11 protein-coding genes are annotated in these 10,798 nt (G+C 66.5%); 5 read left to right on the forward strand and 6 right to left on the reverse strand.

What is annotated here, in order from left to right; genetic code table 11:
- Positions 1-2 precede the first annotated feature (2 nt).
- Positions 3-911, forward strand: coding sequence for an SDR family NAD(P)-dependent oxidoreductase (locus tag KGM94_RS19405; protein WP_300263058.1), 909 nt, complete (start codon positions 3-5; stop codon positions 909-911).
- A 3-nt stretch (positions 912-914) separates the two neighbouring features.
- Here KGM94_RS19405 and KGM94_RS19410 read toward each other — a convergent pair whose 3' ends face one another.
- The 3 genes from KGM94_RS19410 to KGM94_RS19420 all read right to left on the reverse strand — a co-directional run bounded on the left by KGM94_RS19410 (position 915) and on the right by KGM94_RS19420 (position 2,897).
- Entirely contained in the window at positions 915-1,397 is a 483-nt protein-coding gene (locus KGM94_RS19410) for a GcrA family cell cycle regulator (protein ID WP_300263061.1), read from the reverse strand.
- An 82-nt stretch (positions 1,398-1,479) separates the two neighbouring features.
- Positions 1,480-1,677, reverse strand: a complete 198-nt coding sequence (locus tag KGM94_RS19415; RefSeq protein ID WP_291603729.1) for a hypothetical protein — start codon at positions 1,675-1,677, stop codon at positions 1,480-1,482.
- 278 nt (positions 1,678-1,955) lie between these two features.
- Positions 1,956-2,897 carry an acetamidase/formamidase family protein gene (locus KGM94_RS19420; protein WP_300263073.1) on the reverse strand — a complete coding sequence of 314 codons (942 nt, stop codon included), beginning with the start codon at positions 2,895-2,897 and terminating at the stop codon, positions 1,956-1,958.
- Between the two features lie 134 nt (positions 2,898-3,031).
- Between KGM94_RS19420 and KGM94_RS19425 the strand changes: the two genes are divergently transcribed.
- From KGM94_RS19425 to KGM94_RS19435, 3 genes are read left to right on the forward strand one after another with little or no spacing between them, the layout of a single operon-like run.
- Positions 3,032-3,829: a YdcF family protein gene (locus tag KGM94_RS19425; protein ID WP_300263094.1), complete on the forward strand. Its 798-nt coding sequence runs from the start codon at positions 3,032-3,034 to the stop codon at positions 3,827-3,829.
- Positions 3,830-3,865: 36 nt separating this feature from the next.
- Positions 3,866-4,645, forward strand: a complete 780-nt coding sequence (locus tag KGM94_RS19430) for a DUF169 domain-containing protein (protein ID WP_300263076.1) — start codon at positions 3,866-3,868, stop codon at positions 4,643-4,645.
- Between the two features lie 12 nt (positions 4,646-4,657).
- Positions 4,658-5,836, forward strand: coding sequence for a saccharopine dehydrogenase NADP-binding domain-containing protein (locus KGM94_RS19435; protein WP_300263079.1), 1,179 nt, complete (start codon positions 4,658-4,660; stop codon positions 5,834-5,836).
- Here the strand turns inward: KGM94_RS19435 and KGM94_RS19440 are convergent.
- The 3 genes from KGM94_RS19440 to KGM94_RS19450 all read right to left on the reverse strand — a co-directional run bounded on the left by KGM94_RS19440 (position 5,820) and on the right by KGM94_RS19450 (position 9,951).
- Positions 5,820-7,091, reverse strand: coding sequence for an O-antigen ligase family protein (locus KGM94_RS19440; protein ID WP_300263082.1), 1,272 nt, complete (start codon positions 7,089-7,091; stop codon positions 5,820-5,822). The two genes, KGM94_RS19435 and KGM94_RS19440, sit on opposite strands and share 17 nt — an antisense overlap.
- Before the next feature lie 70 nt (positions 7,092-7,161).
- Positions 7,162-8,700, reverse strand: coding sequence for an undecaprenyl-phosphate glucose phosphotransferase (locus KGM94_RS19445; RefSeq protein WP_300263085.1), 1,539 nt, complete (start codon positions 8,698-8,700; stop codon positions 7,162-7,164).
- 117 nt (positions 8,701-8,817) lie between these two features.
- Entirely contained in the window at positions 8,818-9,951 is a 1,134-nt protein-coding gene (locus KGM94_RS19450; RefSeq protein WP_300263089.1) for a glycosyltransferase family 4 protein, read from the reverse strand.
- A gap of 214 nt (positions 9,952-10,165) precedes the next feature.
- Between KGM94_RS19450 and KGM94_RS19455 the strand changes: the two genes are divergently transcribed.
- The coding region (locus KGM94_RS19455; RefSeq protein ID WP_300263092.1) for a Wzz/FepE/Etk N-terminal domain-containing protein at positions 10,166-10,798 on the forward strand (633 nt) is incomplete at its 3' end.

The following is a 10,798-nucleotide window of genomic DNA, read 5'->3' on the forward strand; positions in this document are numbered from 1 at the left end:
AGCTGGCGCGCCAGCTCGTGGCCGAGGGCTGCAATGTCGCGATGTGCGACGTCTCCGAGGCCGCCATGGCCGAGACCAGGCGGCTGTGCGAGGTCGAGAAGCTGCCGCAGGGCCTGCGCGTCACCACCCACGTCGCCGACGTCTCGATCGAGGATCACCTCGAGCGCTTCCGCGACGAGCTCGCAGAGCAGCAGGCGACCGACAGGATCCATCTCCTGTTCAACAACGCCGGCATCGGCGGCGGCGGTAGCCTGTTCAGCAACACGCGCGAGCAGTGGGAGCGCACCTTCAACATCTGCTGGGGCGGGGTCTATCTCGGCGTGCGCACCTTCCTGCCGATGCTGGTGAAGGCGGACGAGGGCCACATCGTCAATACCTCCAGCGTCAACGGCTTCTGGGCCTCGATCGGCATGGGCCAGGCGCACACCGCCTACAGCTCGGCGAAATTCGCGGTCAAGGGCTTTACCGAGGCGCTCATCAACGATCTGCGCCTGCACGCGCCGCACATCAAGTGCTCGGTGGTGATGCCCGGCCATATCGGCACCTCGATCGTCTTCAACTCGCGCAGGGTGCAGAGCGGCGACGGCTCGGAGCGCCTCAACGCCGACGAGATCGCGCTGACCCGCAAGCGCATGGTCGCCGCCGGCATGCCCGACGCCGAGAAGATGTCGGACGACGACATCCAGGCGGCGTTCGCCGAGCGCGCCCGCAGCTTCCTCGAGGACGCGCCGACCACGGCCGCGCAGGCCGCCAAGATCATCCTCGACGGCGTCAAGGCCGGCCAATGGCGCATCCTGGTCGGCGAGGACGCCAAACGCCTCGACGAGCGCGTGCGCAAGACGCCCGAGCAGGCCTACGACCGCGCGTTCTACGAGAGCTTCACGCAAGAGGTCGGCTGGCGGCTGGGCTGACGGTCAGAGGCGCGCCACGCGCGGGCGCGAGTTCGGCCGGTAGGCGAGGCGGCTGTGGCCGGCACAATAGGGCTGGCCGTCAGGCGAAGCGTTGCCGCAGAAGCAGAAATCGTCCGCGCCCGGCGACGAGATCGGCCAGCGGCAGCGGTTTGCGCCGAGCTCCAGCAGGGAGCAGCGGTTGGTCTCGTCGATCGGTTCGTCCAAGAGCGGGACCGGCGCCTCGCCATAGATCGCGGCGAGCAGTTCGTATTGCAGCCGCGGCACCGCCTTCCGTCCGCGCGCAGCCTCGCCGCGCTTTCGCTCCGCGCGGCGGTCCTCGCCCGGTGGCCTGCCGCGCGTCAAATTGAGCCGGGAGAGCTTGCCGATGACGGCGTTGCGGCTGACGCCGATGTCGGCGGCGATCTCGCGGCAGGACAGGCCGGCTTCGAAATGGGTCTTCAGGCGTTCGATGCGGTCGTCGGTCCAGGTCGGCAGGGTGGTTCGCATGTGAGACGGTCCCAGGGTTGAGAGATGGTCGTCGACCACCCGGCCCGAGAACCGTCCGTTTCGCCAAATCAGCGCCTGCGCGTCACGTCTTGCCATTGTCGCGGATCGACAGCAGCCCGTCCTTGATGGCGAGCCGGATGCCTTCCTCGATCAATGTCCGTGCGACGCCTGGTACGCTGGTGCCGTGGGTGCCCTGTCTCACCAGTTTTTCGAGGTACGTGATGGTCGAGAGCGCCAGGGTAACGGGAATGCGGTCAGTCTCGGCTTTTTCGGTGGCCATGGCCGAACGCTAGCCTCTTACTAAGATACATAAAAGTAACGATTAAGACTCTATTTAGGTTTGACGGTAGAAGTCAAATGATCTCGTGAACCGTCCCGAGACACTTGGAATCGCTGGGGAAAAATTGGCGTAATCGGCCGGCCTGTGTCCGTTGCGGGACGACGGGCGCAGGGAGACAGGGGGGGGCGCCTCTGCGAATCCAGCCAGGCATCATCCCGCAAGCCCCGCGCCACTGTGCATGGGGTTGAACCGCGAGTTTTGTTGGAAGCCTCGATCGGCTAGCCGTGCACGATCGCCTTTTCGATCATGCAGTGGATGCCCTTGGAGCCATTGACGGTCTGCGTCACTCGCAGGTCGGCCGCCAGGCTGCACAGCGTGTAGGCGTCCTCGCGCGACAGGTTTCGCTTCTCGACGAGCAGCGCGATCATGTCGCGCAGCGCGCGCACCGCGCATTGGTCGAGGTCGGGATCGACGGCCATGGTCATGTAGTGGGTCGGCGTCTCGGCGCGGGGGCCGTCGAGCCGCATGTCCTTGCGCAGCGTGAAGCGGAAGCGGCCCTGCAGCGCGGTCTCGATCGCGGTGACGCAGACCTCGCCGTCGCCCTGCACGCCATGGCCGTCGCCGCAGGAGAAGAGCGCGTCCGGCACGAACACCGGCAGGTACAGCGTCGCGCCGGGGATGAGCTCCTTGTTGTCGAGATTGCCGCCCATCGCGCGCGGGATGAGCGAGGAGATGCGGCCCCAGGCAGGCGGCGGCGCCACGCCCATGACGCCGAAAAACGGCTTTAGCGGCAGATCGAGCCCCCAGGGCAGGCGGCCGACCATCCGCTTCAGATCGAGCGGGATGTTGAGCAGCCGCGTCTCGAGAAAGTCGTCCGGCAGAGTGCCGGCGAGCGGCTTGATCAGATTCCAGCCCCAGTCCTGCCGCAGCTTGACGTCGAGGATGTGGATTTCGAGCACGTCGCCGATGGCGGCGCCGTTCACCGCGATCGGCCCTGTGAGGATGTGGCCGGGCAGCATACGCTCGTTTCGGGCGTGCACGTCGAACAGCTCGGGCGGGACATGAAACTTGCTGCGATCCGGCACCATCTCCGGGCCGCCGCTGATCGTGTCGACCGTCACCTCGTCGCCGCTCTCGATCGTGAGCACCGGCTTCAATCTGGCTTCGAAGAAGCCCCAATGGCAGGTCTCGGGGCTCGAATGGAGGTGATGGTGGGTCATCGCAGCTCATTTCCCGGATCGGCACTGCCGGGCTTGACCCGGCGATCCATCGTCTTTCAAAAGAATTGTCGATGATGATGGATACGCGGGTCAAGCCCGCGTATGACGCGTTCAGATGTGATGCGAGGCGCCCCCTGTTTTTCGCTCTCTCCAAGACGCTCGGCGTCGCGCTGCTGCCGACGAATTTCTCGATCGCGCTCGGTCTCGTCGGGTTCGTGCTGCTCGCGACACGCCGTGCGGCGCTCGGCCGCAAGCTGATGGCGGCCGCGATCGTGCTGCTGGCGTTGTGCGCGTTCTCGCCGCTCGGCAGTCTCCTGCTCTATCCGCTGGAGACACGTTTTCCGCCATGGGATGCCTCCCGCGGGACGCCCAACGGCATCGTCGTGCTGGGCGGTCCGCTCGACGCCGACCTGTCGGCCGCGCATGGCCGTCCCGTGGTTCACTCCGCCGCCGACCGCATGTTTGCCGCGGCCGAGCTGGCGCGGCGCTATCCGAACGCCCGCATCGTCTTCACCGGCGGCAGTCCCAATCTCGTCTCCAACGACGCGAAGGAAGCCGATTATGCCGCCACGCTGCTGGAGGCTCTCGGCATCGACAGGCAGCGCATGATCCTGGAGCGGCAGTCGCGCAATACGCTCGAGAACGCCGTGTTCACGAAGGCGCTGGTCGCGCCGAAGCCGGGCGAACGCTGGCTGCTCGTGACTTCGGCCTATCACATGCCGCGCTCGGTCGGCCTGTTCCGCAAGGCCGGTTTCCCCGTCGAGGCCTATCCCGTCGACTGGCGGATCGGCGATCAGCCGTTCGCCTTCACGCCGGTCGCGCTCGACGGGCTGAGCCGGACCGATACCGCCATCCGGGAATGGATGGGATTGTTCGCCTATCGGCTATGGGGACGGACCGGCGAGTTGCTTCCCGGCCCCGCCAAGGACTAGAAAGCACGACCACAGGATCCAGGTCGGGAGCAAACCATGCAACAACAGATCGCAGAGCCGGTCGACCTCGCCGGCATCGTCGCCGACCTCAACAGCCTGTTGCGGCTGAAGACGACGGTGATCGGCATGAAGCTGTTCGCCCGTGTCGAGGACATGGAGGCGATCCCGAAGATCCGCCGGCCGAACGCGATCCACACCACCGACCAGATCGTCAGCATGGCCTCGCGTCTCGGGTGGACCGTCGGCATCACCGCGGACGACCTCGTCGGCGCGCAGTGCCGCGCGGTCATTGGCCTTGCGCCGCAGGACGACAAATGGCTCGCGGGCGAGAACTATGTCGGCGTGTGGCACGGCACGGCGGAAGACGCGCGCAAGCGCCAGGAGGCGCTCGATGTGGTACCGTTCGGCCAATACCAGGCGCTCGCGGTGAGCCCGCTTGCGAGCGGCCGGCTCGATCCGCCGGACATCTGTCTCGTCTATGCGACGCCGGGCCAGATGATCATCCTGATCAACGGGCTGCAATATACCGGCTACAGGAAGTTCGAATGGGGCGTGGTCGGCGAGACCGCGTGCGCGGATTCCTGGGGGCGGGCGCTGAAGACGGGCGAGCCCAGCCTGTCCTTGCCATGCTACGCCGAGCGGCGCTATGGCGGCGTGCCGGACGAAGAGATGCTGATGGCCCTGAAGCCCGAGCATCTCGCCAAGGCGATCGTCGGCATGAAGGCGCTGGCGAAGAACGGGCTGCGCTACCCGATCCCGCCCTATGGTATCCAGAGCGACGTCCGCGCCGGCATGGGCGTGAGTTACAAGAAGTAGAGGCCGCAACGTATGAGCTCCAGGGAATTCGACATCGTCGTCTACGGCGCGACCGGTTTCACCGGTCAGCTCGTCGCGGAATATCTGGCGGCGCATTACAAGGACGACAAGCAGCTCAAATGGGCGATGGCCGGCCGCAGCCTCGATAAGCTGAAATCGGTGCGTGATGCGATCGGCGCGCCCGCCGACACGCCGGTGATCGTGGCGGACGCTTCCAATGCGGAATCGCTGAAGGCGATGGTGGACCGGACCAGGTCGGTGATCACCACCGTCGGCCCGTACCAGTGGTACGGCGAAGACCTGCTTGCGGCCTGCGTCGCCGCCGGCGTCGACTATTTCGATCTCTGCGGCGAGCCGGTGTGGATGCGGCAGATGATCGACAAGCATGAGGCGGCCGCGAAGGCGAGCGGCGCGCGCATCGTGTTCTCCTGCGGCTTCGACTCCGTGCCGTTCGAGCTCGGCGCGTTCTTCGTGCAGGAGGAGGCCAAACGCGTGTTCGGCGCGCCGGCCGCGCGCGTCAAGGGCCGCGTCCGCGACATGCGCGGCACGCTCTCCGGCGGCACGGCCGCGAGCGCGAAAGCGACCTTCGATGCGGTCGCCAAGGATCTCAGCCTGGTCGCGATTCTCAACGATCATTTTGCGCTGACACCCGGATTTTCCGGCCCCAAGCAGCCGAAGGGCAACCGCCCGGCCTATGAGGAGGATCTCGGCTCCTGGACCGCGCCGTTCATGATGGCGATGATCAACACCCGCAACGTCCATCGCTCCAACATGCTGATGGGCTTTCCATACGGCAAAGAGTTCGTCTACGACGAGATGGTCTTGACCGGGCCCGGCGAGAAGGGCGAGGCGAACGCCAGGAAGGTCGTGGCGGCCAACGCCGAGAAGACCGGCCCCGGCGCGCCGAAGCCCGGCGAGGGCCCCTCGAAGGAGGAGCGCGAGAACGGCCGCTACGATCTGCTCTACGTCGCGATCGCGCCCGACGGTCGCCAGGTCCGCGCCGCGGTGAAGGGCGACCGCGATCCCGGCTACGGCTCGACCTCGAAGATGATCTCCGAATGCGCGATCTGCCTGCTGCGCGACGCGACCGACGTGAAGGGTGGTTTCTGGACGCCAGGCGCGGCCATGCGGCACAAGCTGATCAAGCGCCTGGTCGATCATGCCGGGCTGACGTTCACGGTGGAGACGTAGGCGCCTGCGAAGGATAGCTTGATGTCGAGGCCTTATGGGCCTGCGCCGCCGCGATCATGCCCCACATCGCGCCGAGCATCATCCAGAAGTGCCGCCAGTGGTCGGTGTCGATGATGAAGCTCTCGCCGACCGTGCCGAGGAAGGCGGCGAAGATCGCGAGATAGCAGCGCTGCCAGGGCACACGCACGAGGAGGTGACGAAAACCCATCACGACGGTGGTGAACACCAGCGCGGGATAGCAGACACCGGACAGCCAGCCGCCGGACATGAAGGCGTTGAGATAGGAATTGTGCGTGTCCTCGGGGAAGTAGCGGTGGAACTGCAGCGGCCCGATGCCGAACGGCAGGTCGAGCGCCATGTCGGCGCCGAGGATGTGCCGGCCGAAGCGGCCAAAGCGGCCTTCGTCGTAGCTTTGGTCGAAGCTCGCGCGCTGCTTGAACATCTCGGCGATGGAATCGAACGACAGCAGCACCGCGATCAGCATCGCGCCCAGGATCGCGGCAACGACCGTGATCGTGACGATGCGCGCGCGCTGCGCGCGGCTCTGGCTGGTCAGGACCATCAGCGCCAGCATGAAGGCCGCGGTCAGGACCAGCCCGCCCCAGGCGGCGCGGGAGAAGGCGAGCAGGATCGCGAGCGCGATGACGGCGAACGCGATCGCGTTGCGGAGCGCCTTGCCGAACGGATCGGACACCACGCTCTGCAGCACGAGCAGCGCCGGCAGGATCAGGAACGCGCCGAACACGTTGGGATCCTTGAAGGTGCCGCGTGCCCGTTCGTAGAGCGTCAGGAGATCGTGTCCGCCGGGCACCAGATGGAAATAGCCGCCGATGCCGGCAAGCGAAGCGACCATCGCGCCGGCGACCAGCCCGCGGCGCAGCATGTCGAGGCGGGCCGCCGTGTCCTCGGAGGCGACCATGGCGAAGAACACCACGGTGACCGCCATGTACCAGGAGGTCGCGATCCAGTTTGCGACCTCGGATCGGTCGAGCAGCGGGATGGCCGAGATCGTGTAGCCGAGATTGAGCAGGAACAGGAGGCCGACCAGCGGCATGAAGGCGAGCTTCAGCCGCAGCCCGGTGGCGAAGAAGGCGACGGTAGCGAGCAGCGTCACGATCTCGTATGGGCTCGGCTCGATGAAGACGATGGCGCCGGAGGCGCCGACCAGCCAGACCAGCGCGCGCTGCAGCGCCAGCACGCCGGGTGCGGCCGGCGCCGCTGCCGTCAGTCCCCCGGCTGTCGCCGCATACGCCATCGCACGCTCACACGCCTACGCAACTCGAACTACGACTTCCGCCGCCGCGGCTCCGCCGCGACGACGTGCCTCAATACGCGTTCTCGCTCTTGGTCAGCAGCGACAACGGCGTCTTGAGCAGGATGTAGAGGTCGAACAGCACCGACCAGTTCTCGATGTAATAGAGATCGAACTCGACGCGCTTCTGGATCTTCTCCTGGTTGTCGATCTCGCCGCGCCAGCCGTTGATCTGGGCCCAGCCTGTGATGCCCGGCTTGACGCGGTGGCGGGCGAAATAGCCGTCGACGGCCTCGTCGAACAGGCGGCTCTGCAGCTTGCCCTGCACCGCGTGCGGGCGTGGGCCGACCAGGGAGAGGTTGCCGGCAAAGACCACGTTGAAGAGCTGCGGCAGTTCGTCGAGGCTGGTCTTGCGGATGAAGCGGCCGACGCGCGTGACGCGCGGATCGTTCCTGGTCACGACCTTGGCGGCGAGCGGGTCGGCCTGATCGTGATACATCGAGCGGAACTTGAACACGTCGATGCGCTCGTTGTTGAAGCCGAACCGCTTCTGGCGGAACAGGACCGGGCCGGGACTGTCGAGCTTGATCGCCAGCGCCACCAGTCCCATGACCGGCAGGGCTGCGATCAAGGCGAGGCCGCCGACGATGCAGTCGAACAGCCATTTCATCACCAGGTCCCAGTCGGTGATCGGCGCCTCGAACACGTCGAGCGTCGGCACCTCGCCGAGATAAGAATAGGAGCGGGGGCGGAAGCGCAGCTTGTTGGTGTGTGCGGACAGGCGGATGTCGACCGGCAGCACCCAGAGCTTCTTCAGCATCTCCAGGATGCGCGTCTCGGCCGAGATCGGCAGCGCGAACAGCACGAGATCGACGCGGGTGCGGCGCGCGAATTCGACGATGTCGTCGACCTTGCCGAGCTTCGGTGCGCCGGCGCAGGTGTCGAGCGCGCGGCTGTCGTTGCGGTCGTCGAATACGCCGAGGATGTGGATGTCGGAATCGTCCTGTGCGTTCAGCGCCTCGATCAGTTCCTCGCCGGTGCGGTCGGAGCCGACGATGATGGTGCGGCGGTCGAGCCGGCCCTGACGCGCCCAGTTGCGTACCAGCGAGCGCAGGAACGCGCGGCTGCCGATCAGCGCGGCGAGGCCGACGAAGAAGAAGCCCGCGAGCCATACCCGCGACACCTCGCCGCCGACCTTGGCGAAGAACGACACGCCGATGAACAGCAGGAACACGAACGACCATGACGAGATCATCCGCGTCATCTGCCGGAGGTGGCCGCGGAAGAGCTGCACCTGATAGATGTCGGCGGCCTGGAAGCACACGACGGCCACCGCCGTGATGCCGAGGATCGCCACGAAATATTCCCAGTGGAAGCCGGACAGCGGGATTACATAGGCGAGATAGACGGCGGTCCCGACGACGCTGAGCATGGCGAAATCGGCAAGCCGCACGAAGCCGGCGATCACGATCGGCGAATAAGCCTTGTGGACCTTCCGGTTGACCACTTCGAGGGCTGCCGGCGAGAGCCGACGCCGCCGCTCCACGAACGGCTGGTCGGCGGTCGCGCCTGCCGTCACATCGAGCATTGAGCGTGCGTTGATCGGTTCCACTGTCGTCCACGTCCGTATCTGCGATTCCACACATAGGCGTGCTTCGCCCGGGCGGAATTCCCCACCGGTTCGCTTATCGGACAATTCGGAAGAAACTCTTAGCTTGGTAAATGAGGGTTAATGATCGGCAAACGCCGTGCGGTATCCGGCAAGCACGCCCTCGACCATGGCCTGCTGGGAGAAATGCCGGGCGATGCGCGCGCGCAGCACCACGGCACGTTCGGCTGTTGCTTGCGGATCGGCAAGCGCGGCCCCGATCGCCTCCGCCATCGCGTCGACGTTGCTGGGCGCGAACAGTGCGGTGCTCTCGGCGCCGAAGATCTCGGGGATGCCGCCGACGCGGGCCCCGATCATCGGGATGCCGGCCGCGCCCGCCTCGATCACCACATAGGGCATGGAATCGCCGCGCGAGGGCACCACCAGGAGCCGCCCCTTGGAGAAGCCGTAGCGCGCCTTGACGTGGCCGATGAATCGGATCGAGCCTGCCAGCCCGAGTTTCTCGACCTGGGCCTTCAGCGCCGTCATCTCCTCGCCGTCGCCGCCGAGCGTGAGCGTCAGCTTCCGGCCGCCGGTGTGCAGCCGCGCCACTGCGTCGATCAGGAGATCGGCGCCCTTGATATGCCTGAACTCGCCGACATAGGCGATGTCGGTGGCATCCTCCGCCGTAACGACTGGCTCGAACTCCTCCGGCGTGACGCCGTTGAAGACGGAGCGCACGATGCCCCTGGGCGTGCCGACGATGCGCTGATAGGTGTCGCGCGCGAACGCGCTCTCGAACAGGAACAGGTCGGTGCTGTTCATCAGCGTCCGCTCCAGCCGCGCGTAGAACTCGCCCTTGAAGGTGTTGAGCGGGTAGTGCAGCGAGCCGCCATGGGGCGTGTAAACGCGGATTCTGTCGTCCGATCGCCGCCGCAGGCGGGCGAAGGCCCCGGCCTTGGCGCCGTGGCCATGCAGGACGTCCGGCCGGAGCTTGCGGATCAGCAGCGTCATCCGCGCCCAGACCAGTAGGTCGTCCGGCGAGGGTTCGCGGCGGATCGCCATCCGGTGCACGCCGAGCGCCAGCCGCGGCGCGATCTCGGCGAGCGCCTTGTCTGCGCGCTCGCCGCCGGTCAGGCCGTCGGCGAGAATGCCGACGTGATGACCGCGATCGGCCTGGCCGTTGGCGAGATCGAGGATGTGGCGGATGATGCCCCCGACCGGGGCGCGCACGGCGTGCAGGATGCGCAACGGCTGGTCGGGAGGAGGGGGCATGACAAAACCAGGGCGTCGTCCGGCGAAAGCGGAATGATCCCGCGAAATAGCGAGTCGGATTAAGGGGCTTCATGGTTAACAAATGGTGTTTTCGCGTGCGGCATGGACGCCGGCGCCTCTCGCTGGGTCGGCGGCGATTAACCCGCCGGCAACCTTAATGGAGTGTAATCGCGCCGGTTGAAGTGGATTTGTGGCGTCTCCGCGGGAGTGTGCGATGCGTTTGGCGTTCTTGCGTGCCCTGAGAGAGAAGGCGGCGGCGAAGTGGGTCGCTCCGAAGGCCGCGCCCGCCGTGGTCAAGCCGAGGCAGCGGGTGGAGAAGCCGGCGCCGGATGCCGGGTCGGGCGACATCGACTTCCGCCTGCTCGGCCGGGCGCTGGCACGCAAACGCGGCTGGATCATCGTGCCGACGCTGCTGGCGCTCGTGCTCTCGGTCGCCGCCGTCAACATGTTGACGCCTCGCTACAAGTCCGAAGCACGTATCCTGGTCGACGGGCGCGAGAACGTGTTCCTGCGGCCGAACAGCGAGCGGCCCGAGGAGCGCCAGGCGCTCGACGCCGAAGCCGTCACGAGCCAGGTGCAGCTCGTGCTGTCGCGCGATCTCGCGCGCGAGATCATCAGGAAGAACAAGCTCGCCGAGCGGGCGGAATTCGATCCCGTGCTGCAGGGCGTCACCCCGCTCAAATCCCTGCTGGCGCTGGTCGGCATCGGCCGCGATCCCTTCAGCATGACGCCCGAAGAGCGGGTGATGGAGGCCTACTACGACCGTCTGACGGCCTATGCGGTCGACAAGTCGCGCGTCATCGTCGTCGAGTTCCAGTCCTGGGATCCCGAGCTTGCCGCGCGCGTC

Origin of the sequence: Bradyrhizobium sp. (genome assembly GCF_028868675.1) — a bacterium.
Lineage (GTDB): Bacteria > Pseudomonadota > Alphaproteobacteria > Rhizobiales > Xanthobacteraceae > Bradyrhizobium.

Excerpts from the sequence above, each read along its gene's own strand:
- KGM94_RS19440 (WP_300263082.1), bottom strand. The coding sequence starts at position 7,091 with ATGGCGTATGCGGCGACAGCCGGGGGACTGACGGCAGCGGCGCCGGCC.
- KGM94_RS19430 (WP_300263076.1), top strand. The coding sequence starts at position 3,866 with ATGCAACAACAGATCGCAGAGCCGGTCGACCTCGCCGGCATCGTCGCC.
- KGM94_RS19410 (WP_300263061.1), bottom strand. The coding sequence starts at position 1,397 with ATGCGAACCACCCTGCCGACCTGGACCGACGACCGCATCGAACGCCTG.
- KGM94_RS19415 (WP_291603729.1), bottom strand. The coding sequence starts at position 1,677 with ATGGCCACCGAAAAAGCCGAGACTGACCGCATTCCCGTTACCCTGGCG.
- KGM94_RS19435 (WP_300263079.1), top strand. The coding sequence starts at position 4,658 with ATGAGCTCCAGGGAATTCGACATCGTCGTCTACGGCGCGACCGGTTTC.
- KGM94_RS19420 (WP_300263073.1), bottom strand. The coding sequence starts at position 2,897 with ATGACCCACCATCACCTCCATTCGAGCCCCGAGACCTGCCATTGGGGC.
- KGM94_RS19450 (WP_300263089.1), bottom strand. The coding sequence starts at position 9,951 with ATGCCCCCTCCTCCCGACCAGCCGTTGCGCATCCTGCACGCCGTGCGC.